Here is a 23490-nt window from a genome sequence, read left to right on the forward strand (position 1 = left end):
TCTAGCATCTCCTCTGGCGAACAATCGCGGGGATCGCTTCCGGCGTCCCAGCGGCAAGGCAGAGGGTCAGACAGAACCACACGATCGGATGGCGGATGACCAAATGCGGAGCACTGAAAACGGCGATCGATGCCACGAGCGCCACCAGAGCGTCCAGCTTCGCCCGCCAGGCGGACAACGCAGCCGAGCCGAAGATCCACATCAGGGCTAGAACCGAAATCAGGCCGCCCTGAGTGTAGAGATCCAGGATGGTGCTGTGCGCCTCGAAGGGCCGCGGCAAAAACTGTTGATTGACCACGGGGGGACTATCTAGGTGCGGGCCCGGACCCAGTCCAAGCGATCCCGATCGTGCCCCCTTCTCCAAGGCTGCATTCCAGAGGTAGAGGCGAAGCGCCGCGGTTTGGGCAGTCGCTTCCCCGCCCTTGTCTTTGGTCAGGCTCTTGGCGAAGTCTTCGGCGCTGGAGGCCTCGCTGAGGGCATAGGGCGCTATAGACAGGGCCAGCGGCAGGAAGCCAACGGCCATCAGGACGGCAAGCTGCCTTGAAAGGCTCGCCTTATTGCCGTCGCTCGTCAGCCAGGCCCGGACCCGCAGCCCGAGAAGGATCAGACAAGCCAGGACCGTGGTATAAAGGTAGGTATCGCTTTTTGTCAGCCTTCCGACGTAAACGGTGAATATGAGGCTGCATAGGGCAAGGCATCTTCCCCATTTATTGCTGGTGGTTGTGGCAAGATGCAAGGCCAGTGGACCGAGCAGGGCGCAGTAGAGCGCAAGCTGGTTCGGATTGTCGGACCATCCGCAGAAGCGGTCCCAGTACCAGGGCTCGACCCCAGCCTGATGGAGCCAGCCGAAGCCAAGCCCTACCTGAATGATGAAGCCCGCATTCGCGATAGCAACCATCCACCAGGCGATACGACGCAAACGGAAAGACGCGTTGGGCTCCGCAGCGGCCAGACAGGTGACGCACGCCAACAGCACATAGGCCAGCGTGTCGTGCAACAACGGATCCAGGAACAACGTGGTTGTCAGAAAACCGATGATGTAACCCACGCCCATGGCAAGCGCCAGGATCAGCCAGAAAAGCCCAAGCTTGGCCAGGGCCGGCGTAACCTCCAGTTGGCCGCCAGCAAGGATTCGCGTCATCGACAGCATTATCCAGAGCGTGAGGCACAGTTCGCTGTAGCCGAAGGGCAGCCCTGGGATGCTGAGTTGCGCCGCGTAGGACATCGCGACGCCGAAGGCCAGAAGCGCATCACGCATCATTGCCGCGCCTCACCCAGTCGATGGGGGCTTGGCACCGCCTCTTCCCTCGGATTCGCCTGCGCAGCTTGAACAAGCCTGCTGCGATATCTGCCACCCAGTATTGTCTTATACAGGTCGCAATACTGGTCGATCACCCACGACAGCGAGAACCGCTCCCGCACGAATCCGACGGAACGGCTGCCCATCGTCTTGCCACGGGCGGGGTCGGAAAGAAGATCGACTATCCGGGAGGCCAAGCCATCCGCATCGCGCGGCGCCACGAGATAGCCGTTCCAGCCATCCTCAACCACATCGTTGCAGCCCGGCATATTCGAGGCGACGATCGGCAATCCGGACAATCCCGCCTCCAGCAGGACACGCGGAATTCCCTCGCGATATTGCGTCGGAAACGCAAAGATATCCGCCATGCCAAGGAGGGCTGGAATGTCGCGCCTTGGCCCCAATGCGACAACGTGGGGAACATGGCGCTCGATATCGGCTCTGCTGACGGCAAACGGACCTTCGGAGTCTTGCGGGCCGACAAGTACGAAACGCGCGTTGGGCCTCTCGCGGATAACGCGAGGAACCGCCTCGATGAGGGTTGGAATCCCCTTCTGCCGCGTGAGCCGACCGACAAATATTATGACCTGGGCCGATTGTAGGCCAAGTTCCTCGCGCATCGTGGCAGCCGAAGGACCACGATACCTTGCCATCGAGAATGCATCGGGGTCGATGCCAGAACTCCGGATCAGTCGCCCTTTGCCGCGAGCCACCAGCCGATAGCGCTCGAAGAAGGCCTGATCATCACTATTCTGGAAGACGGTCATGGCTGTCCAACGAGACGCCACCCCCTGAAGGCCGCAAAAGAAAGGACGCAATGCCAGGGCCCGCGGCTCCCGCGACGAGAATGTCCAACCAAGCCCGTTGATGGTGCGAACGACGGGAACGTGCCCGCGCACCGCCAGTGGAGTTAGGAGATTGGGCTTGGTGTCGAAACTTTGAATGATGTCCGGACGCAGTTCGGACATCAGTTCACGGATCGCGCCGACAGCACCCCATTCTGCACCGCCGCTGCCAAAGCGGTCGAACCCGAATCGGCGATGGGCAATGCCATGGGGTGAAAAGGCGGCTCCGAGATCACTCGAAACGGCAGTGACTTGAAAACCCCTTTCGCGAAGCGCCAAAAGAAACGGGATTCTTAGTCTATGATCCTCGCCGCCAACGCAAACCAGATGCGGACTCATCCTGTCGCTCCTGGATGCGATCCCAATCTCGTAAAACAGCTGACCCTATCCGCGGTTTCCATGGCCGGTTTCATCGCCCCTGAACACACAACAGCCAGTCCCACGCTAGGAGCAGGCTTTCGTGCTGTCCTCGTCTGTTTGCATGAAGCAAGCTGATCAACGATGCGGCAATGCAGCCACAATCGCTGTCGCCTCGGTCAGTGCGTTGGATCATCCGGTCTGACGGTGCAACGACGACACGTTCGCGTACGACACGGCGGGCCGGATATTTAGAAAAAGAGGGCTGTGTTCGACGGGGTCCGCGCGCTCGCGTTCTCTGCCCGCCTTCTCACGCCGGATCAACATCGCACCCAGATGGTGTGATGACTCGCACCGGCAGTTCTCCCGACCGCTTCGTCTGGAACAGGCTTTCACCCGGTCTTTGGATACGGTCGGACCACCAGCCGCCTCTTCCTGCGGATGGGCGACCGCGTTGCCATGCTCCCCGTCATTCGGACCCGCACGCCCGCCTTTCGGTTGAACCCGGCGGGATCCAGTTCAGTGCCTCTCCGCAATTGCCAGCGGCGAGCGCCTCGCATGACCTTGCGGACATTTGGCGCCGAGGCTTTGCTCACGAGGAGCATTGAGCGGCTGCAATGGGAGGGCTTCGCCAGGACGCGATTCTTTTGCGGTCTGAGCTCGAATAAATCCTGCGGAAGCGCGCATTTGGGCGGTGGCTCGCGCAACCGAAGCGCGCATTGGCCGATTGCCGCCACTGCAAATGCGCAGGCGCTCCGGCAGACTTCGCTGCAACGCTTTCGTTGCAGGCTTGAGCGCCCGACATACTTGGATCATCTACAAACCTCTGACGCAAGCGTAGCATCGAGGCTGTTGTGTTTTCCGGACGATGATCAAAGATTCTATCAAGGGACGCCGGTATTTGATTTGTCGCTAATGGATCCTTTCCCTAGGCAGGTGTGGGGCGCCTACCGAATCGGACGAAGGGTATGTCAATGACAACACTCCATTACGCCTCGGGCGGGTCGGCCTCCGAGGTCGCGAAAGCCGGATTCAATCTTGTTGATGTATCTTCCTTGGACCAGCTCAACGCCTTGCCGGCCGGCCAGAAAGGCCTGGTGTGGCTCAATGAAGCAGATGGTGCAACCTCCTCCTTTATCCAGAAGGTCACGCCCTTCATCGGCAATCCGAAAGTGTTTGGCTTCTTCCTCGTCGATGAGCCGGACCCGACCGGCAAATGGGGAACTTATGCCACCGCCGCTGATCTGAAGGCGGAGTCAGACTGGATCCACAGCCACCTGCCCGGCGCCAAGACCTTCATAACAATGATGAACATGGGGTCTTCCGCTAACCCCGACTTTTCAAACACCTTCAATCCTGCCAACACGCATATCGACTATTACGGCTTGGATCCCTACCCGGTACGGACCGGAACAAGCACGATTGATTACAACATGATCGACAGGACTGTGGCGGCGGCCGTCGCCTCGGGCATCCCGCTCAGTCAGGTCGTTCCCGTGTATCAGACCTTCGGCGGCGGCGACTGGACGACCGACACGGGCGGTCGCTATGTCCTGCCCAGCGTTGCTCAGGAAAAGACCATGTTGGACCACTGGGCCAAGGTAGCGCCTTCGCCGGCCTTCGACTATGCCTATGCTTGGGGTTCTCAACAGGGCGACACGGCGCTTGAGAGCTCGCCGACGCTGCAGGCTCTGTTCCTTCAACACAACCAGAGCACCGCAAGCGGTCCTTCGGCCAGCGAACCGACGCCGCCGCCTACCAGCACAGCGCCTCCGCCCACAAGTGTCCCTCCGACCAGCACCGGCGATCACATTTTCTACGGCACGGGTAGCGCGGATGTGCTTCGCGGCACCGCTGGCGCGGACACGATGATGGGCCGCGGCTACAACGACACCTACTATGTCAACAACGCCGGCGACAAGGTGGTGGAACTGCGGCACAGCGGCAACGACAGCGTGCTGGCATCGGTGAGCTACGCGCTGTCGGCCGGCTCGCAGGTCGAGCATCTTGCGACCACCAGCAAATTGGGAACTGCCGCCATCAAGCTCACGGGAAACGAATTCGCCCAAACCATCGATGGCAATTCCGGGAGCAACACTATCAACGGCGGTGGCGGGAGAGACGTTCTGACCGGACATGGCGGCAACGACGTCTTTGTCTTCGATTCGGCTCTCAAGGTCGGCAATATCGACAAGGTCACCGATTTCAAAGTGGGCCACGACAAGATCCAACTCGACCACACCGTGTTTGCCGGCCTGCATACAGGCGCCCTTCCCTCTTCGGCGTTTTACGCCGGCAGGGCCGCGCACGACAGCGGCGATCACATCGTCTATAACAGCACGACCGGCGCGCTTTCCTTTGACAGCGACGGCTCGGGCGGCGCACATCAGATCCAATTTGCCACTCTATCGCCACATCTGGCTCTGACGGCGTCCTCGTTCATCGTGACGTGACCGTGGGACGTCAGCCTGAGCAAGATGGTCTGACGTTCTTGAATATGGCTGACGGAACCAAGAAGCCCCGCCGAGCTTGTACTTGGTATGAGCGCGCGCGGCATCGAATTCCTGCAGAAATGGGTAGAGGATAAGATCCCACTCTACACCAAGGCCGATCCGGCTCTTGCGGCGAAACTTGCGGACCAAGCAACGGCGGATGCCATCAGAGCGGGAATCCGCCCCGAGGAAATCTCTGAGGAAGTCGGAAGCATGTTGACGACCATGCTCGAAGTGCTCGATCAGCACGATTCGACATGATTGCGCGCTTGGCGGCAGATGCTGCCCGGCTTGGCGCCAAATGCATAAATGTGTCATGGATCATAGGTCATGGGCCAGCCTAGGCAGCATGACCAACATGCTCTCCCAGAACGCGCGCGACGACCCCGTCCACGTCGTGAGGTTCAGCACCATTGACTTGTATCAACGGCCATCGGTCCTGGCGCAGGCACTCGCCGACCTCTCTTGAGATTTCGGCCTGCCTTAATCCTTTGTCCACGCCAAGTTCGAACAGCATAACCTCGAGGAGCGGTTGCTGCGCATGCCTATCCACAAGACGGCGGCGTAACGTTTCCTGGGGCGCGTCGAGTTGCACAACGAGATCCGGCCGCGGCAGGAACGCCAGGCACTCGCGGACCGCGTCGAGGCTTGGAGTTCTAGCCAGCACACCCAGCGCACACAAAGCCTGAATCATGCCCTCTTCGAAGATGAAGCAACCGGGCGACTCCCGCGCTTGGCGCCAGGACTGGCACAGTTGGGCGATGTCGACCTTCATTCGCCATGACCACACGCGGCTTCGAAGAGGGATCGATGCCAGAAGCCGGGCCGCGACACTGTCCTTTGGCAAGGTCGACAGCAAGATAGGACCGGATGTGGCAATCTTTTTGCCAATTCTTCCTATGCCATGGCGGATTTCCGGAGCGTCATCCTGAGCCGATCCAGGTTCAATCAGGCGATACCCATTTACTGTCTTCACATTGATGCCGTGTCTCGCCAGCCCTTGGCAGAGGCCGCGAAGCAGCGTGGTTTTACCCGCGCCAGGCGGCCCAAACAACTCGATGATCATATGCTCAAGCGTCTCCGAACGAGCAGTCATTCCCCTACGGATCAAGCTTAGCCGGATTTCAGATCACACCAACGTTCATTTGAATGATTGTTCCAGTCAGTGAATCTGGGCACCGAGCCCGGATTCTAGCGGAGATGCCGATCGCTCCGTTCGCCTGGGCAAGCCGTCTTGCGCTCGACGGAGCTTGCAAGGAAAAACGACCGGTGCTGGACACAGATGGCAAAACTTCTGAAGGACGCTCGGGAAGCGCTGGCTAGGCAAGATCGAGGCATCATCCGAATGATTGATGAAAAGATCTCCGCGGCGAGCGATGTTCGACCGTCAGCTTGGCGGGGCCCTGAATGTCCTCAGTGTGTTTGCATTCGGAAGTGGCAAATCAAAACCTACAGGTGGATCTGCGACCCACCCGAAAGTGGTCAGTCGTTCCCGAATATGATCTTGACCAAGGGGGGCCAGTCTGGCGCCGTTACCGACAGATGGGTGCCAAATTTGCGGACACTCCAATCTTCGACCACCTTGGAGATGTCGCCAGGCGGTATCCTGACAAGCTCGCAATCAGCGACGGCGCGAACCGCCTGACTTTTTCTGAGCTTTTCCGGGCGGTCGAGACGCTGGCAACTCATATCGCTGCCGTCGTCCCCGAAGGGCAGGCCATCGGCATCCTGCAAGCAAACTCCGCTTGGTATCCTGTGGCGATGTTGGCGACCATGGCGGCGGGACGGCCTTCGGTCCCGCTCAACACAAGAGATCCCGCCTCTCGCATTTTCGATATAGTCAGTGCCGCGGGGCTCGGCGCGATTATAGGCGCCGAAAATGTTCGCCCGGTCGAATTGGCCCAAGAGATCGTCTGGATCGAAATTGCGGCCGCCGTGGCGTCCAACGATCAACACCCAGAACAGCAGCATAAGCCCCCTATGGTTTCGGTCGATGCGCCCGCATTGGTGCTTTACACTTCGGGCAGCACCGGGCGCCCCAAGGGAATCGTCAACAGCCAACGCAGCCTGCTATGGCGGGTCCGGCAATATGTCGATGCGTGCCATATCAGCGCGGATGACGTTTTCCTGCCGCTGACCGGGCCAGCCACGATCGCCGGTTGCCGGGAGATCTTTGCGGCGCTGCTGACGGGCGCCACGTTGCATCTTCTCGAGGTGGAGGCTGTCGGCCTGCGCGCTACGCGCGCTCGATTGCAGTCCGAAGGTGTGACGATCGCCTATCTTGTGCCGGCACTGCTTCGAGCCCTCCTGGCTGAGGCGCCCGCCGACGCTTCCTGGCCGCTCAGAGTGGCCCGGATCGGTGGGGAGAAAGTGTCATGGATGGACATCGCTTTGCTGCGCAAAGCCGTTTCGGACCAGTGTCTGATCCAGATCGGCTACTCATCGACTGAAACCATCGGTTCGCAATGGTTCTTGCCGCCTGACTGGCCCGAGCAAGACGCGTCGGTTCCCGTCGGCAGGCTGCTCCCTGGTATGACATTCGCTATCGTCGACGAAGCGGAGCGCAATGTAGGGCCAGGCGAAAGTGGAGAGCTTCTGATCAAAAGCCGCTATGTCCTGCTTGGTCATTGGGAGAACGGTGTGGTCGTTCCCGCGCAGCCGGACCCCGACGATCCCGAGGCTCGGCTTTTTTCGACCGGGGACCTCGTTCGGCTCGACGATGATGGCATCTTGAGGATCGTCGGCCGCAAAGGGCGCCAGATCAAGATCAATGGTCGACGCATCGAGCCCGCCGAACTCGAACGGGTCTTGCGTTGCGCGCCTTCGGTGGCGGATGCCGTGGTGATGGTAACGGCCGCGCAGGAACTCATCGCCTTCGCGGTTCCCCAGCGCTTCGCAGGCGGCGCTTTTGCAGACGACCTTCGCCAGCTCCTCAGAATGACCTTGCCGGCACCATTGCGTCCCTTGCGATTGCACCCCGTTGACGCAATCCCACGCCTGTCGGGAGGTAAGGTCGATTTGGCAACACTGGCCGAGATAGATCGTTCGCACGGAAGGAGGGCGCGAGTCGCCCGGTCGTCCACTCTCGATGCTCCGCCCGCCGGAGGAGCAAAGGACACACGTCAAATAGTGCAGCACGCGTGGACGCAGGTTCTCAACACAGGCACTGCCACGGGAAACTGGGATGATGCTGGAGGAGATTCGCTGCAGCTGCTGCACTGCGTGATGGCGATCGAAAACGCCATCGGGCAAGAGCTGGGCCTCGAAGCATTCACCGTCGGCATGAGCTTGGACGAGATGGTTGAGGCGGTCGTCTCTGCACGGTCGGGCGAAGGGCGCGAAAAGAAGCACCACCCCCCGGTTCTTTTCCTGTTTCCAGGGTCCGTTGGCTATGGTCCGAGCCTGGCTGCGTTCGCAGCCGCCATAGGGAAAGTCGCCCGTGTAAACCCGATCCGATATCCGAGCCTTGCGGCGATACTGGACGGACACAACACCCTCAGCGCCATGGCTGGCGCCGCACTCGAGCAGATAAGCCGCATCCAACCTGCGGGCCCCGTGCGACTTCTCGGCCATTCTCTGGGTGGCGCGGTTGCATTCGAGGTTGCCGCACGGCTCATGAAGGCCGGGCGAACGGTGCGGTTCCTGGGCATCCTCGACACGAGCCTTCTGGACGAGCCGAGCAACCATTGGGAGACACTTACCCGTACGTTCTATCGTATTCGCACCAACCGCATATCCGCGCATCGGATGGCTTGCAGAGCCCTTGCGAAGATCACCGTCGCCGTGGGCGGCGAAGCGCGTCTGGCCAGGATTCTGGACAGATTTGCCAATGGAGAGTTCAACCCGACGATCTTCAGGACCAAACTGGAACTGCAGGAGGTTTTAAGGGCGAAGTCATTCTTCCAATGGCTTGAGGCACCGAAACCGGCTCTGCCCCTCTCCGGTACCTTGTTCCGATGTCGCAGGGAGGGAATGCCGCGGGCCTTGGGCTGGGACAGCGTCTTGGCACACCTGGACGTCATTTCGATCACGGGCAGCCACATCGACCTTGTCGTCGAACCAAACCTTGCCACCAACCGTCCGCTTATCGAGACGGCCATCGTGCAGACCTATTCCCCCGCCGAATCTCGCAAAAGGGAGGACTTGTCATCGACATAATTCCGGAATTCAGCAAGGACATGCTGACGCTCGATGCCCGCGCGGAGGTCGATCGCATCGTTGACACCTTGCGCACTCAGGTTCTCGGCACCCTGCATCGTCGCGGCGTGGTTGTCGGTCTTTCCGGCGGTATCGACAGCTCCGTCGTCGCGACCTTGTGCATGCGCGCGTTCGGGAAAGACAAGGTCCTGGGACTGTTCATGCCGGAGCGGGATTCTTCCGGCGACTCCCTGAGACTTGGCCGCCGCGTCGCGGCACAGCTTGGCATTGAAAGCGTCCTTGAGGACATAGCACCGGCACTGGAGGCCATTGGGGCCTACCGCCGGCAGATCGATGCGATCCAGACCGTCGTTCCCGACTATGGGGAAGGGTGGAAATGCAAGCTGGTGATCGCGTCGGTTCTGGAGAGCAGCGGGCTCAATATAACCCGCCTCACGGTCCAGGATCCGCAGGGTAAAGTAGATACCGTGCGTCTGCCGCCAGCTGCCTATCTGCAGATCGTTGCTGCGACAAACTACAAGCAGCGCCTGCGCAAGATGACGGAATACTATCACGCCGACCGCCTCAAATACGCGGTTGTCGGCACTCCAAATCGCCTCGAGTACGACCAGGGCTTTTTCGTCAAGCAGGGCGACGGAGCCGCCGACGTGATGCCGATCGTTCACCTTTACAAAACCCAGGTTTATCAACTCGCGGAATATCTCGAGGTGGATGATGAAATCCGGCAGCGGCCACCGACCACCGACACCTTTTCCATGACCCAAAGCCAGGAAGAATTCTATTTCGCGCTGCCCTATCACCTGATGGATCTATGCCTCTACGGCCTGAACCACGGGGTCGCCAGCAATGAGCTCGCGGCGGTTGCTGGCCTCACCGAGCCCCAGCTTCAGAAAGTGTTCAAGGACATCGAAGCGAAACGAAGGGCGGCCCACTATCTTCACGCGCGGCCTTTGCTGTCCGCGGAAGGCGGAGATTGACCGAGCATGTGCGGCATCGCTGGAATCGTGGCGCTGAATGCCACAGCGGCTTCTCCTTCGCGGCAGGCGCTGATGCAGATGATGGGCGCGCTGGCGCATCGCGGCCCCGACGGGCGCGGTCTCTACCGGGACAGACGCGCGGGGCTGGCGCATGTGCGCCTGTCCATCGTCGATCTTTCCAGTGGCCAGCAACCGATGGCGGACACAGGCGATACGACGTGGATCGTGTTCAACGGCGAGATATTCAACTACGTCGAATTGCGTGAAAAACTCACGGCGCTCGGCCACCGCTTCCGAACCCGCAGCGACACGGAGGTCGCGCTACACGCCTATCGTGAGTGGGGAGAAACGGCCTTCGAGCGGATGAACGGCCAATGGGCAATTGCGATCTGGGATTCAGTGGCCAATCGTCTTATATTGTCGCGCGACCGCTTCGGCATTTGCCCGCTGTATTTCAGCGAGCATGCGCACCGGCTTTATTTCGCCAGCGAAGTGAAAGCCATTTTCGCGGCCGATCGAACCATCCCTCGCGCCTTTGATCCCGCCGGCATCGATCAGACGTTCACGCTCTGGACGGTCGTTCCGCCGCAAGGAGTTTTCCACGGAATCAACGAACTCGAGCCGGGTCGTGTCCGCATCTATCAGGATGGCACCGTTCGTGAGCGGATTTTTTGGCAGCCTTCCTATCCCGACGATTTCGGATCGCGGCAGGGCGAGTTCCCCGGGTCCTCCAACAACGCGGTGGACCGCGTGTCTAGCGCTCTTGAGTCCGCGACGGCGCTCAGAATGGTGCGCGCCGACGTGCCTGTCGGGTGCTACCTCTCCGGAGGGCTGGACAGTTCGCTTGTGGCCGCGCTCGCAAGGCGCTTCGCGGGCGATCGCTTCCAAACCTTCTCCTTGCGTTTTGCCGACGCCGAATATGACGAGACCCGCTTCCAGCGAATGGTTGCCGAGACGATCGGCAGTGAGCACCATGAAGTGGTCGTTTCGCGCAGAGATATAGCCGGAATCTTTCCGGAGGTAATCCAACACACCGAACGCCCGATCCTGAGGACTGCCCCGGCGCCACTCTTCCTGCTCTCGCACCTGGTGCGCGAGCGTGGCATCAAGGTCGTGCTGACCGGCGAAGGCGCTGACGAAATGTTCGCCGGCTACGACCTGTTCCGCGAAGGCAAGGTCCGCCGCTTCTGGGGGCGCCACCCGACTTCGACACGACGCTCTCGGCTCCTGGAACGCCTTTACCCCTATCTCACCCGCTCGCCGGTGCAACAGCAGGCGATGGCGCGTCAGTTCTTCGGGCGAAATATTCACGCTTACGACGCGCCGGGCTTTGCCCATGAAACACGCTGGCGAACCACCAGTGCCATCAAGCGCTTGTTTACGGCCGATATGCGGGCTCGAACGCAGGGCCGCGACGCCGTGTCCGAGTTGCTCGCCCGTCTGCCCGCGCAGTTTGCCCGTTGGAGCCCCCTTGCGCAGGACCAGTATCTCGAGGTGCAAACACTGATGTCGGGCTATCTGCTCTCCTCGCAAGGCGACAGGATGCTGATGGCTCACTCCGTCGAGGGGCGCTTCCCGTTCCTGGACGATGAACTTGTGAGGCTCGCGAATTCGCTGCCACCCTCCTTCAAACTCCGCGGCCTCGACGAGAAGCACGTGCTGAAGCGCATGGCGGCACCCATCCTGCCCTCCGAGATCATAGCCCGCAAGAAGCAGCCCTTCCGTGCGCCCAACGCGCTTTGCTTCGTCGGCGCAGACGCTCCGGATTACGCACGCGAGGCGGTTTCGCAGGCGGCCCTGCGCGAGGCGAATGTCTTCGATCCAAAGGCGGTCACGCACCTGCTTGCCAAATGCCAGGCCAGAACTGGCGATGGCGACCTGTCCAATGCCGACAACATGGCGCTGGTCGGCGTGTTGTCGACCCAACTTCTTCATCAGCAGTTCGTCGCGGGTTGTCCCAGTGCAACGCTCGAATGCACACTCAGCGTCGACGTCGACTGCGAACATCGGGAAGAGCGCCTGCATGTTGCATGATGCCGTACCATTGCTGCATGACTACCTCGCCCATTCAGCCGTCCGACACGGAAGTAAGGTGGCGCTGGTGTGCAACAGGCAGCGTGTCACCTACCTCGAACTCGAAACGCGAGCCAACGCGATCGCCCGGGACCTGGCCGCATCCGGCGTCGTTCGCGGTGATCGCGTGATGATCTTCGCCGACAACACCGTCGAGACGGTGGTTAGCTTCTGGGCAGTGCTAAAGGCGAATGCGGTGGTGTGCATCGTCAACCCGCTCACCAAGAGCGACAAGCTCGATTATCTGCTCAACGACTGCCGGCCGACGGCGCTCATCACGGACGGCCATCTGCACGCGATCTTCCGCGAGCCGGCGCGCGGCTGCCCGTCACTTCTGCGGGTGATCGTATCGGGACCGATCGACGACGTCGAACTCGCCCAGCTGCCGTTTGCCGTGCGCTGGGACGCCGCCCTCGCCAATGGCGCGGATACGCCGCCGGCACGGCAGTGCATCGATGTTGATCTGGCAGCCATCATCTACACGTCCGGGTCGACGGGCGAACCCAAGGGCGTGATGCTGACGCACAGAAACATGATGGCCGCGTGCGCGTCTGTCGCTTCCTACCTGGCGATTGCCGAGGACGAGGTGATCCTCAATGTCCTACCCCTCGCCTTCGATTATGGACTGTACCAGATGATCATGGCTTTTCGTACCGGCGCCCGGCTGGTGCTCGAACGCTCGTTCGCTTTCCCGGCACAGATCCTCGGGTCGATCAGACAGGAGGGGGTTACGGGCTTTCCTGGCGTGCCCACAATCTTTGCCGCACTCTCCGAACTCAGGTCCCTCAAAGACCAGGATTTCTCGAGCATCCGCTACGTCACAAACACTGCGGCAGCCCTACCCCTCAAGCATATTTTCATGCTTCGCGAGCTGTTTTCGGGTGCACGCATTTATTCGATGTACGGTCTCACCGAATGCAAACGTTGCACCTATTTGCCGCCAGAGGACCTCGAGCGAAAGCCATTGAGCGTAGGGATCGCAATCCCGAATACGGAGATGTGGATCGTTGACGAGCATGACAGGCGGATAGGCCCCGGCGTTGTCGGCCAACTCGTCATTCGCGGCGCAACGGTGATGAAGGGGTATTGGGGCAAGCCCGAGGCAACGGCCAGGAAACTCAAACCCGGCCCGCTGCCAGGCGAGCAAGTCCTATACACCGGCGACTACTGCCGGATGGATACGGAGGGTTACCTCTACTTCGTTGGCCGTGGGGATGAGATCATAAAGTCGCGAGGCGAGAAGGTGGCGCCAAGGGAAGTGGAAAACGTACTCATGGACATTCCAGGAGTCCGGGAAGCGGCCGTCATCGGTGTTCCCGACGAGCTCCTCGGGCAAGCGGTGAAAGCCTTTGTGGTGATGGAGCATGGAAGAGCCATTGGCGAAAGGGAACTGCAGAAGGAGTGCCAGAAGCGTCTGGAAAACTTCATGGTCCCGAAATCCATCGTCGTTGTGGCGAACCTGCCGATGACGGACACGGGAAAACTCAAGAAAACGGCGCTGTCATGATGCGGGGCCAGAACCAAGTCGCGTTAATGGTGTCGTTAGGGAGGACGAATTCATGTTGACCATCAAGGAACGCACCGGAATCTACAGCGAGCAGATTCGTAGTTTCTTGGTTTCAAATTTCTACGTCAGCGACGTCAAGGCATTGCTGGATGACGCATCCTTGCTCGATCAAGGCATTGTCGACTCGACGGGTGTGCTTGAGATTATCGGGTTCATCGAGGAGACCTTTGGCATTACCGTCGAGGACAGCGAACTTCTGCCTGAAAACCTCGATTCCATCCAGGGGATCGAGCAATACATCATCCGCAAAATGAACTGATGGGTGAGCGTAACGCCCAGAGCAGCCCCGTATTTGGTCTGACTGTCGCAGGATTCATGCCTGCGTCTTGACTTGCCCCAGAACCACCCGGCCCTCGCCCGCTTCGTTCGAGACCGAACGGATGTTCTCGAATGCCTTGCTGCGTTCCAGCAGACCCGCTACCTGTCGGTCTTGGCCAAGCCCGACCTCGAAGAGCAGGATGCCGCCACGCCGCAGGTATCGCGGTGCGTCTTTCAGTACGCGCATATGAATGCTCAGGCCGTAAGGGCCGGCTGCGAACGCCTCGCGCGGTTCAAGCTCGATCAGATGGGCGCGGTCGCCCTCGAGCCGCTTTTCAGAAATGTAAGGCGGATTGCAGACGATTACGTCGATAGTTCCGTCTAGCCCAAGGCCGATGAGAGAGTCGAACAAGTCGCCCTGAAGCACCGAAAGACGCTCAGCCATGCCGTGATGTGAGGTGTTGCGGCGTGCCGTTTCGACGCATTCATCGGTGAGATCGCTTGCCCAGACAAGGGCGCTGGGCACATGGTAGGCGATCGCGCACGCCAGATTCCCAGTGCCGCAGCACATATCAACTATGCGCGGAGCCGGCAGGTTCATCTGATGCAACACACCAAGCGCGGTCTTGCCGAGCAACTCGGTCTCAGGTCTGGGGACGAGCGCACCGGGCGAAACCAGCAGTTCAAGTCCCATGAACATGGCGCGGCCGGCGCCATAGGCATCCGCTACACTGAACTCTTTGCTCATGGCCGACCCCATCGCTTGATCTCCCCAGTATAGATCTGCGGCGCTCATGCGCCAGCCAAACCTGCTCCGAAATCATGAATTCTCAAGCCTTTCCTTCGAAAAACTGCAGGCACAAACTCGGTGCATCGCACTTCTGACGCTCATTGACCGACCGCAATCTCAGGTCGCCCAAGATGGAGAGAGAGAGAGAGAGAGAGGTGCTACTCATGCTTGAAGAGCCAATGGCGTGGTACGGAGGCTTTTAGATTTTTGCGGATCGTGGAGAGGGGTAAGCGCCTATCCAACTCTCGATGGAGCGGGGGCGGACCGCAGCTCCATTGACGCGCTAATCTTCGGCTCCGGTAATTCAGCAAGTGGTCGGTGGAAGCGCCTGCGCTCCAGCATCAGCCTCACCTTGCTGCATGGAGAGGTTACCTATAGGTTTGCGGACATGTCGAAACAACTGTCCGAAGGTCTCGGATCGACATCTCATTTCCGGTCAATCGCAGAGAGGGGCCGTGAGCGAAAGCGTGAGTGTTCTGATTGTTGAGGATCAATGGCTAGTCGCGCAGGACACTGCCGCGCGGCTGCGTCGCGCCGGTTATCAGGTGGTCGGACCTGTGCCGTCGGTATCCGCCGCTCTGCGTCTTATCGAATCGGACAAGATTGACGTGGCGTTGCTAGACATCCAGCTGAACGGTGAAACGGGTCTGCCCGTGGCGAGGATATTGCAGGCGCGAGGCATCCCCTTTGCTTTCTTGTCGGGATTTGGCCCCGCCGACGTTCCCGCGGCTTTCCGCGACTGCAGATTCCTGCCGAAGCCGGCAACCGATGCTGTCATCCTTGCTGCTGTCAGCGAGTTGGCGTCCCTGCGCACAGCTTCGCGCTGACATTCGCTCCGACCGTATTATTACCGGAGTTGCGCCCTGGCGACCTGATAGGCCGGGCGAGGTCAGTTTCACACAAGGCAACATTGGAGCTTTGGCCAGGAGGACGGCGGACTACGACCGTCGAGGACGGAAATTCAGCGTTCAAAAAGCATCCGCCGGGGTTCCACTTCTCGGCCTGTTGGCGGCGATTTGGACTTAGGTCCGATCCCGGTCGCCAGAGGTCGGATTGCGGAACATCTGCCAAGGACCCACGTTCGGGTTTGAGCACGGAGGTCCCGGCCGATCTCGAAGCGCAAGTTTCACGGGCAACTGTTGGGGAGTGTCGTAGTGCCGATTTCAAACGATATGGGGGACGAGTACCTGGAACTGGAATGTCCAAACTGTTCTCATGTCATCATAAAAAAGGGATCGTGGTTGAAGGTGATATCCAACTTCAACTGCACCCAATGCCATGCAAAAATCAGAATTGGTTATATGACCAAGCTCGCGCTTTTCGAGAAAAAAAGGCAAAGCATGAACCCGGCTGCACGGTGAGAGTCCTAGCGGCCCGACAGTCGTTCGGGTGGTGCGTTGAACCGTCGGGCCTGACCGGCCCGATGGCGGGGGAGCCAGGCCGGCTGGGTGAATCGTATACATTAGATCGTGCTTATCAAGCCCAAATCCGCGGCGCGACATCGCCTGGTGGGCAACGGTGAAACCCGCGCCCGTATACGCGCTAGGAGGAACGTCGGCGGTCAACATGCCGCTCATTCGTAGAGAGTGCGAACAGCTTCATCAAACAGCTCCACCTCGGCTTCAACCTTTTCAGCCGCTTTATCGACCTTGTCGAAACGCTTCAGCATTCGGTTGTGGAGCATGGACAAGCGTGCGGCATGGTAGACCACACTGCGCTTGTAACCTTCAGAGTCGAGTGGTTCGAACAACATTGTCATGGCAGCAATCCTCAATGTTTTCCGTCCTGCAATCCTTCCCTAGTAAATCGTCAATTAACTCTTTCGTTCCGCTGGTGATGCGAAGGCGCCCGAATGAATAACTCGTTGCGCTGTCTCCAGACTGCACGAGCGTGATTCGTCTGTCCGAGGTTGGGCCTCAAGGCTTGCGCTTGCCTCGCCTGTTCGGCTCGTGCTGCGTCAGTCACGATGGACGGCCAGCTTCAGTTTTCAATCGCGTTGGGCGTGAGTTGAATACCGGCGCTGCCAAGAAATTGCCGATGATCAACCTGCTCTGTGGGACCGATCAACCCGTCAGGAGCGACGAACCGAGCCGGCTTGTATGATCGGCCCGCCGCTGGGACGCGAGCGGATCGAAGATCACGTCGGCAGGTGCTCTGCCCTCTCTAGGACGACGGCGCCGCGCGCAGTTACTGAAAAAACCCAAACAGAATAAGAGCGAGAAAGGCAAACAGCAGCGCTGCAGCCGCTAGCAACACACCTTTGTTGGAGCCCCGCCGAGGTTGAGGGTCAGGCACGAGTTTTTTCCGGTTTGGGAGTTCATTCATTGGACATTAATTTGCGGCTGCAAATTAGGTTCCGCTCATGCTTGGATGCCTACAATGCCGCCCCACAGCGCCCTACAGGCGCACGACCTTCGCTAGCCCTAGGCGTATCCGCTGGCCTTCTGCAAAGGATAACGCGAACGATTCCTGATTGAATGACCGGGCAATTTCCTGATCTTTCTCAACCACGCGGACGAACCATTCGCCGCAGGTTTCTGTCACTTCGACGCAAGGGACGGCCTTGCGGAATGGAGCCGCGTTATCCATCACAGCCGACCTACGAGCAATGGCAGCATCAGTTTTATAAGGCCACCGAATTCGGGATTTCAATGCAAAAGTCGATACGTGATCATGTAATTTACGGGATCAAGTAATTAGTGAGCAGCGGATCGCATTTGAAGTGCGCTAACGATCACCTATGTGCTCACCGAAGCATTGGGGTTCGGCCGACACGGTGATTTTGAACGCCTACGGCAATTCCTTCTCTGAGAAAGTCGCTGACCGGCATGATGGCGCACTGAACCAAGATGGCGGGCATGGGGCCCGGCTGCAAGCTGCATGGACTTCGGAAGACGCTGGGGAAGTACCTGGCCAAGGAGGGCGCGACCCCGAAACAATCGGCAGGCATTCTCGGCCACGACGTCCTGGACCACGTAGAGCTTTACAGCAAGGACGGAGCAGGAGCGGCTCGCCGTGGATGGCATGGCGAAGCTTCTGAAGCGGTTTGTCTAACCCACTGTCTAACCAGGTTGTCTACCCTCGACGCAAAGCCTTGTGCATGAAGGCGACTGGTGGGCCCGGAGGGTGTCTAAAAATCGTTGATTTTCTTAGTTTTTTCTTGGGCCAAAATCAGAAATCTTCCCGTATCGTTCCGTATGTTTCCCGTGACGCTATGAAGTCCACTCCAGCTAACCTCGTTTGAGAACGTTCTGAGGCATGCTCTAGAACGGCCGCAGTGGTGCGGGAAGCATTACGAGTTTTTGGACGTACCTGCTGAGGCAGTTGCTGCGTTCAAAGCTGCCTTGCCAAGGGCGTCTATTTTAACAGCCACATCCGCAATCGTTATGCAGTCCGGCTCGCGCCAGAGCGCTGACATCTGGAGACGCCGGGCTTGTGCAGGGATGGCCCGCGCCTGCTTCCGAGCGCGGGCCGACCATGATGAGTGAGGGGCCATCTTGGTCACCGGCAGGACCGCTGAGAACGAGCCGGGTGTGACCGAACAGCCTCGGAGCGAGGATGTTCCCGGCTGACGCAAAAAGGCCGAAGGGCGCAATTGGCATCGACTTAATTAGGTCCGGATCATTTTAACGAATCGTTGACCGCGCTGTCCCAGAATAGGACGGCGCGGTCAAACCCCAACCTTGGCTGCGCAGGCGGCTTCGGCACTCAGTTCCACCCCCGAGCTGTCGGAGCCGCCACCCACCCCACACTTATACCAGCAATGGTTGAACCAACCGTTACTGCACGTGCTTTCCATGGCGCTTCCCTGATCGTTAGACTTTGACGGATCAAACAGGGGATTCACAGATTCGGAGACTCGACCGATGGAAACGATCTTCGATGACATCGGCAACGGCCTCAGAGCGCCCGCACAGACGCATGGCGCCCTGTATGCGCCTTCGCATCGACATGGCCGGCAAGCTGTTCCTTGGCGTCGCAATTGGCCTGGGCCTTGGCTTTGGAATGGCGATCGCGGGTTAGACCCGACCTATCGGTTCGGGCGGTCCGTAGCCAAAGCATTGTAGAGCACCAAACACGCCAGCAACGAAATGACGCTGCCCAGCAGGTCGCCTACGGTCAGGCCGGAAAAATAGACAAGATCGAACGCCAGTACCGCCATCGCTCCAGCCAATCATGATTCGGGACACTGCCGACATTAACCGTTAGTCGGCGCTAATGTTCCGGTCTGGATAGTGTTCAATCTTTTGGTTGAACTTGCGCCAAAGTTGGGCGACGCAATCAAGCTTGCGAATGAATACGTCTCCGGAGACGTCCCCATCGGCCAAGAGGTTTTCGAGGCCATCGGAGCGTCGCGGAAATAGAGAGTTGGCGAAAGAGGCGGAACGCTATCCGGTCTGGCAAGCTCGCTCCCACACCACGCAACGTCATCCAAAGTACCGCGAGGAATAGGAATGGCTCAGGTCCGCAAGCGCACCCTGCCCTCCGATGAAGTTCGCTGGCTGGCAGAAGGATGCCGACGCCTATCTGGTAAAGGTGCGACGTGACCTGCAGCTATGATTCGAATCCAGGTTCCCCAGCCAGTTGATTTTAAAGCCATTTTCCCGTTTCGTCATTAGAACATTTCGTGTCAGTCGGACGCCCGGTCGGTAATTTTTGTTCCCGTTCGAGCTTGCGGATGGCGCTTTCGCCGAGCGCCGGCTCTCGGTTGAGGCAGTTAGAATCGAAAATTGCGGCCACATCCCGAAGGCTGTGGCCGGTGATCGTTGCGATTTCCGGCACCCAGGCCTCGACGAGCGCCAGGCGCGTTACAGCAGTCCCGCGAATGTATTGAAGGTCACTCCGACCACCCCGGCCGAGGCGCAGGCCTTGCGCCAGATGATCGAAAGCCATCTGAGGTCCATGGCACGCCGTCGCTGTTCAAAAGTATCTGCCCGACCTTGTCGCGCAGCGCCCCGAGCGCAGCCTTGAGCGGCCCTCCGACGGGAATGACCACACGAGTTCCGGTCTTGGATTGCTGCAGGCGGATCACCTTGCCGTCATACTGCTGCCAAGTGAGCCGCAGCAGGTCGCCCTGGCGCTGGCCGGTCCACAAGGCCAGTGTGAGCGGCAGATGCAGGTGCGCGGGAGCGCTGGCATAGAATGCGGCCTCGTCGGCGGCAGTCCAGACGTTAGCCACCCTGGTGCCGCGATAGAGGCGCCCGCCCTTCTCGCAAGGATTGGCTGACACAAGGCCGCGACCGTGTCCCCAGGACAGGATCCTCGCCAGCACCTGCCAGCCATAGTCTGCCTGTCGGCGCGATGCCTTGGCGCGCTCGTCGCGCCACTCCATGAAGATGCCGTGCGTGCGGCGGTCGCTCATGCCCGACAGCGGGAAGTCACCGAATTTGTTTCCGATAACCTTGATCAGCTTGACATAGTCGGCTTGCGTGCGCGGCGCCAGGTCATCCAAATCCGAGCTGGCCTGAAATTCATTCAGCACGGACGGCAGCGCGCCCTGGCGCGGCTTGGCCTTGGTCGCGGCGGCAGCTTTGTAGGCTGCGATGAATTCGGGATCTCCAGGCTTGCCAGGCAAGGTGGCCCGCCCTTCCAAGCCCACTAGTAGGTGACGAGGCTGCCGTCGGCGAGTTGTTTCGTGCGGCTGTTCAGCCCCTTAAGACGAACGCGCATGATTTTTTATACACTGGTCGACGGGGTTTTCCGGTTCGCTCGTATGTGTAGCGGCGATGACCACGATCTTGCCCGTCGCCTCTACCCTGCCAGGCTCCATGTTGCCTTAGCGTGCGCTCTTGATCCGCGCGCAATATCGGCAATTTTGAAGGAGATCAGTGTGCCGGCCATTTTGGATTGCTCCCGCCTTTTCAGCCGCCGCGTTTTCCAAAAGATTGGTGAGGTTTTGGATTAACTGCTTGGAGCAGATCCTTGACGGGCAGCCCCATCACCTTCTCGATGTCAATTAAGACTTCCAGGACAATTCGAGCCGGCCTGAGAATGATCGAAACCGGATATTGATCGCGCCTAATTACCTCTCCTACCGGAGACGATGCATCGAAATCAGACCATCCCTGCCCTTCCTGGTCGAAAGACAAGGCCAAGGTGCGGAAATTCGGACTCTTGGGACCCTCTCAGATGGTTACAGCAACCGACACAGTGAAACGCAATTGTCCATGAGATCGGCGGTTGCTGCTACACCTTCCCCTCACTGGGGCATGCGTTTCTGGAAGGCGGTCCGCAGCCGGTTCCGTGCACGTTTTATTTTGACTGTTAACTGTCACGCTAGTCGAATGTTGACGACTCCCCCTCGGAAGAGTTAATAATCTCCTAATATAAGCATTTCCTTAAAAACATGATCGGCAGCCGACGAGTTTGCCGACGCAAGGGGAGACGCAGCGCGACGACCAATCTCGTCGCAACATCATCATCATCATCAACATCGAGCCGCCATCCGTAAACGGTACTGCTGAGTCAGCCGTTCGCAAGGCGTAACATAGCGGCGGTTGGGTGGGCTGACGAAGTCTATGAGCTTTGATAGCGAGTGCTTTGTCTTTTCAGTGCGGTCGGTAAACGGATGTGGGGGCATCTGTGTATGAGTAAGAGGGTTATAATGGCTGCTTCTCAAATCGTACACGCCGACGGAATTTCGACGTTGCTTCCCGATACGCCACAGGGCGGAGATTATACCTACCGCTTAGCCGAAAATGCGCCCGTCCCCATTTCCACCGTTCTGACCATTATATCTCTCGATGGGTCGAGTAGCGATCTGGCCGAAATCGCACTTTGCTCTCCGAATGATGAGTTTTCCGCCTCGACCGATCCGAAGAAGCCCGCTGTTGCCTGCGCAGATTCAGCAGGCATCAAGCTGTGTTTGCCGGACTCGCGAGCGTGGGCGTTTGGCATTGGTACACATGCCATTGGTCTGGATGCGAACTCATTTGGTCCGGCGCTCTCGCCCAGGATCAAGCCGTTTGTTGGCGAAGGCGAACTTGCCCTCATAGGTTCACAATTTTTGAGCGACGCCGCTGCAAGCGGCAGGTCGATGTCGACACGTCTTGATCGACAAGAACAACTAGCGAGATAGGGGACGGGGTATGGCAACGACAACTGGTACAAGCGGCAACGACAATCTGGTCGGCGGTAGTGGTGTGGACATACTGTCCGGGGGCGCTGGAGACGATCGCCTGAACGGCGGATCGGGTGATGACGTCCTCAATGGCGGTAGCGGGTTCGATACTGTTCTCGGCGGGTCAGGGACGGACACTCTGATCTATAAGGCCTATGAAAACCAGTACCGCCTTGGAAGCACATTCGCGAGTTCCACCCAGACGGTGACAGGCGGGATGCTGTATTCCGGAACAGACCAGACCATCAACGGGATCGTGCCAACTCAAACGTTGCTGGGCGGGACCACTTTTTCGGGTTATGATTCCTACGATGGCGGAAACGGCGCGGTGCAGCTCGGTAAGACTGGATCCACACCCGACGTCGACACTATGCAGATCTGGCTGAGCGCAGCTCAGTTCAGCGACGCGGCCATTGCGGCAGAGATCGCTTACGTCAAAAACGTATGGCTTCCCGCACACATCAGCGCGCAAACTGGCCAGGCTGATAGCTCTGTCTATACCTTCAAGACGCTCGATCTTAAAATCACCGGTATTGAGCAGATTGTAGTTCTCAACGAGCAAGGAACAACAAATCACGCGCCCTCGACGCCGACTGACAGCGACGGTGCCGTCGGCGGCAGTGTTTCGGAAGGCGCCGTCAATGGCAGCCCGGTCGGGATCACGGCGATTGCAACCGATGCTGACGGTGACACGATCACCTACAGCCTGAGCGACAATGCCGGCGGCCGGTTTGGGATCAACGCCATCACTGGCGTGGTGACGGTCGCCAACGCCTCGCTGCTCAACTACGAGACGGCGACCAGCCATACGATTACAGTACAGGCGAGCGATGGCCACGGGGGGATAACTACCCAGAGCTTCACCATTGCGGTGACCGACGTGGCTCCCTCGACGCCGACCGATACCAATGCCGCGGCCAATACGGTAGCCGAGGGAGCGACCGCAGGCACGCTGGTCGGGGTGACGGCCTCGTCAAGCGACGTCCATGGCGGCACGGTGACGTACTCACTGAGCGACGATGCCGGCGGGCGATTCCAAATCAACTCGACCACCGGCGTCGTGAGCGTGAGCGCTGCGGGCGCCGGCACGATCGACTACGAGAGCAGTGGCGGCAGTTACACGATCAAGGCGGTTGCCAGTGATGGGACGCTGACCAGCGCCTCGCAGACCTTCACCATTGCGGTGGGTGATGTAGCTCCGTCCGTCCCGACGGACGGCAACGCCGCTGCCAACTCCGTTGCCGAGGGAGCGACCGCAGGCACGCTGGTCGGGGTGACGGCCTCGTCAAGCGACGTCCATGGCGGCACCGTGACGTACTCGCTGAGCGACGATGCAGGTGGGCGGTTCCAAATCAACTCGACCACCGGCGTGGTGAGCGTGAGCGCTGCGGGCGCCAGCACGATCGACTACGAGAGCAGTGGCGGCAGTTACACGGTCAAGGCGGTTGCCAGTGATGGGACGCTGACCACCACCGCGCAGACCTTCACCATCGCCGTCACCGACGTTGATCCGAGCACGCCGACCGATACCGACGGCGCGACCGGCGGCAGCG

General features: G+C 59.4%; 20 protein-coding genes. 10 read left to right on the forward strand and 10 right to left on the reverse strand.

Annotated features, from left to right (window positions below):
• Position 1 precedes the first annotated feature (1 nt).
• Entirely contained in the window at positions 2 to 1261 is a 1260-nt protein-coding gene (locus NKI32_RS29180) for an O-antigen ligase family protein (RefSeq protein WP_023681031.1), read from the reverse strand.
• On the reverse strand, positions 1258 to 2484 hold the full coding sequence (locus tag NKI32_RS29185; RefSeq protein ID WP_023681030.1) for a glycosyltransferase family 4 protein: 1227 nt from the start codon (positions 2482 to 2484) through the stop codon (positions 1258 to 1260). Before NKI32_RS29185 ends, NKI32_RS29180 begins: the two co-directional genes overlap by 4 nt.
• A 992-nt stretch (positions 2485 to 3476) precedes the next feature.
• On the opposite strand from NKI32_RS29185, the gene NKI32_RS29190 reads away from it, so the two are divergent.
• Together NKI32_RS29190 and NKI32_RS29195 are read left to right on the forward strand one after the other, a co-directional pair.
• Positions 3477 to 4955: a M10 family metallopeptidase C-terminal domain-containing protein gene (locus NKI32_RS29190; RefSeq protein WP_023681029.1), complete on the forward strand. Its 1479-nt coding sequence runs from the start codon at positions 3477 to 3479 to the stop codon at positions 4953 to 4955.
• Between the two features lie 87 nt (positions 4956 to 5042).
• Entirely contained in the window at positions 5043 to 5255 is a 213-nt protein-coding gene (locus NKI32_RS29195) for a DUF768 domain-containing protein (protein ID WP_023670889.1), read from the forward strand.
• Positions 5256 to 5334: 79 nt separating this feature from the next.
• Here NKI32_RS29195 and NKI32_RS29200 read toward each other — a convergent pair whose 3' ends face one another.
• On the reverse strand, positions 5335 to 6060 hold the full coding sequence (locus tag NKI32_RS29200; RefSeq protein WP_023670888.1) for an AAA family ATPase: 726 nt from the start codon (positions 6058 to 6060) through the stop codon (positions 5335 to 5337).
• Positions 6061 to 6401: 341 nt separating this feature from the next.
• On the opposite strand from NKI32_RS29200, the gene NKI32_RS29205 reads away from it, so the two are divergent.
• Genes NKI32_RS29205 through NKI32_RS29225 form a run of 5 tightly spaced genes read left to right on the forward strand, consistent with a single transcriptional unit; the run spans position 6402 to position 14028 of the window.
• On the forward strand, positions 6402 to 9152 hold the full coding sequence (locus NKI32_RS29205; RefSeq protein WP_023815051.1) for a non-ribosomal peptide synthetase: 2751 nt from the start codon (positions 6402 to 6404) through the stop codon (positions 9150 to 9152).
• Positions 9149 to 10129: an NAD(+) synthase gene (nadE, locus tag NKI32_RS29210; protein WP_280790677.1), complete on the forward strand. Its 981-nt coding sequence runs from the start codon at positions 9149 to 9151 to the stop codon at positions 10127 to 10129. The genes NKI32_RS29205 and nadE overlap by 4 nt, the downstream gene beginning before the upstream one ends.
• Positions 10130 to 10135: 6 nt before the next feature.
• The gene (asnB, locus tag NKI32_RS29215) at positions 10136 to 12163 is read left to right on the forward strand and encodes an asparagine synthase (glutamine-hydrolyzing) (RefSeq protein ID WP_353004807.1); all 2028 of its coding nucleotides are present in this window, start codon (positions 10136 to 10138) and stop codon (positions 12161 to 12163) included.
• Positions 12153 to 13709: a class I adenylate-forming enzyme family protein gene (locus NKI32_RS29220; RefSeq protein WP_352626966.1), complete on the forward strand. Its 1557-nt coding sequence runs from the start codon at positions 12153 to 12155 to the stop codon at positions 13707 to 13709. Before asnB ends, NKI32_RS29220 begins: the two co-directional genes overlap by 11 nt.
• A 52-nt stretch (positions 13710 to 13761) precedes the next feature.
• On the forward strand, positions 13762 to 14028 hold the full coding sequence (locus NKI32_RS29225; RefSeq protein WP_023670883.1) for an acyl carrier protein: 267 nt from the start codon (positions 13762 to 13764) through the stop codon (positions 14026 to 14028).
• A 54-nt stretch (positions 14029 to 14082) separates the two neighbouring features.
• On the opposite strand, the gene NKI32_RS29230 is transcribed toward NKI32_RS29225, so the two are convergent.
• Positions 14083 to 14775 (reverse strand): N5-glutamine methyltransferase family protein, encoded by a 693-nt coding sequence (locus NKI32_RS29230; RefSeq protein WP_023689767.1) that lies wholly within the window; start codon positions 14773 to 14775, stop codon positions 14083 to 14085.
• 497 nt (positions 14776 to 15272) lie between these two features.
• Here NKI32_RS29230 and NKI32_RS29235 point away from each other — a divergent pair, with 497 nt between their 5' ends.
• Positions 15273 to 15644, forward strand: coding sequence for a response regulator (locus NKI32_RS29235; protein ID WP_023817741.1), 372 nt, complete (start codon positions 15273 to 15275; stop codon positions 15642 to 15644).
• A gap of 746 nt (positions 15645 to 16390) precedes the next feature.
• Here the strand turns inward: NKI32_RS29235 and NKI32_RS29240 are convergent.
• The 6 genes from NKI32_RS29240 to NKI32_RS29265 form a co-directional block, all read right to left on the reverse strand.
• Entirely contained in the window at positions 16391 to 16576 is a 186-nt protein-coding gene (locus NKI32_RS29240; protein ID WP_023681021.1) for a hypothetical protein, read from the reverse strand.
• 638 nt (positions 16577 to 17214) lie between these two features.
• A complete protein-coding gene (locus NKI32_RS29245; RefSeq protein WP_352513637.1) occupies positions 17215 to 17406 on the reverse strand; it encodes a hypothetical protein in 192 nt (63 codons plus the stop codon).
• Between the two features lie 1441 nt (positions 17407 to 18847).
• On the reverse strand, positions 18848 to 18979 hold the full coding sequence (locus NKI32_RS29250) for a hypothetical protein (RefSeq protein ID WP_352513636.1): 132 nt from the start codon (positions 18977 to 18979) through the stop codon (positions 18848 to 18850).
• Positions 18980 to 19407: 428 nt separating this feature from the next.
• On the reverse strand, positions 19408 to 19710 hold the full coding sequence (locus NKI32_RS29255; RefSeq protein WP_352513635.1) for a hypothetical protein: 303 nt from the start codon (positions 19708 to 19710) through the stop codon (positions 19408 to 19410).
• Positions 19655 to 20392, reverse strand: coding sequence for a site-specific integrase (locus tag NKI32_RS29260; RefSeq protein ID WP_352513634.1), 738 nt, complete (start codon positions 20390 to 20392; stop codon positions 19655 to 19657). The genes NKI32_RS29255 and NKI32_RS29260 overlap by 56 nt, the downstream gene beginning before the upstream one ends.
• Positions 20393 to 20678: 286 nt before the next feature.
• Positions 20679 to 20912: a hypothetical protein gene (locus tag NKI32_RS29265; protein WP_352513633.1), complete on the reverse strand. Its 234-nt coding sequence runs from the start codon at positions 20910 to 20912 to the stop codon at positions 20679 to 20681.
• Positions 20913 to 21421: 509 nt separating this feature from the next.
• Between NKI32_RS29265 and NKI32_RS29270 the strand changes: the two genes are divergently transcribed.
• Positions 21422 to 21895, forward strand: a complete 474-nt coding sequence (locus NKI32_RS29270) for a hypothetical protein (RefSeq protein WP_352626962.1) — start codon at positions 21422 to 21424, stop codon at positions 21893 to 21895.
• Positions 21896 to 21905: 10 nt separating this feature from the next.
• A partial coding sequence (locus NKI32_RS29275; protein ID WP_353004811.1) for a cadherin domain-containing protein occupies positions 21906 to 23490 on the forward strand: 1585 nt, incomplete at its 3' end.

This window comes from Mesorhizobium sp. M0761 (assembly GCF_040320205.1).
Lineage (GTDB): Bacteria > Pseudomonadota > Alphaproteobacteria > Rhizobiales > Rhizobiaceae > Mesorhizobium.

Coding starts and splice junctions, on each gene's coding strand:
- NKI32_RS29200 (WP_023670888.1), bottom strand. CDS start 6,060: ATGATCATCGAGTTGTTTGGGCCGCCTGGCGCGGGTAAAACCACGCTG.
- NKI32_RS29195 (WP_023670889.1), top strand. CDS start 5,043: ATGAGCGCGCGCGGCATCGAATTCCTGCAGAAATGGGTAGAGGATAAG.
- NKI32_RS29220 (WP_352626966.1), top strand. CDS start 12,153: ATGTTGCATGATGCCGTACCATTGCTGCATGACTACCTCGCCCATTCA.
- NKI32_RS29245 (WP_352513637.1), bottom strand. CDS start 17,406: ATGGATAACGCGGCTCCATTCCGCAAGGCCGTCCCTTGCGTCGAAGTG.
- NKI32_RS29185 (WP_023681030.1), bottom strand. CDS start 2,484: ATGAGTCCGCATCTGGTTTGCGTTGGCGGCGAGGATCATAGACTAAGA.
- NKI32_RS29205 (WP_023815051.1), top strand. CDS start 6,402: ATGTCCTCAGTGTGTTTGCATTCGGAAGTGGCAAATCAAAACCTACAG.
- NKI32_RS29180 (WP_023681031.1), bottom strand. CDS start 1,261: ATGATGCGTGATGCGCTTCTGGCCTTCGGCGTCGCGATGTCCTACGCG.
- NKI32_RS29230 (WP_023689767.1), bottom strand. CDS start 14,775: ATGAGCAAAGAGTTCAGTGTAGCGGATGCCTATGGCGCCGGCCGCGCC.
- NKI32_RS29225 (WP_023670883.1), top strand. CDS start 13,762: ATGTTGACCATCAAGGAACGCACCGGAATCTACAGCGAGCAGATTCGT.
- NKI32_RS29250 (WP_352513636.1), bottom strand. CDS start 18,979: ATGGCGGTACTGGCGTTCGATCTTGTCTATTTTTCCGGCCTGACCGTA.
- NKI32_RS29240 (WP_023681021.1), bottom strand. CDS start 16,576: ATGACAATGTTGTTCGAACCACTCGACTCTGAAGGTTACAAGCGCAGT.
- asnB (WP_353004807.1), top strand. CDS start 10,136: ATGTGCGGCATCGCTGGAATCGTGGCGCTGAATGCCACAGCGGCTTCT.
- NKI32_RS29255 (WP_352513635.1), bottom strand. CDS start 19,710: ATGGCTTTCGATCATCTGGCGCAAGGCCTGCGCCTCGGCCGGGGTGGT.
- NKI32_RS29190 (WP_023681029.1), top strand. CDS start 3,477: ATGACAACACTCCATTACGCCTCGGGCGGGTCGGCCTCCGAGGTCGCG.
- NKI32_RS29270 (WP_352626962.1), top strand. CDS start 21,422: ATGGCTGCTTCTCAAATCGTACACGCCGACGGAATTTCGACGTTGCTT.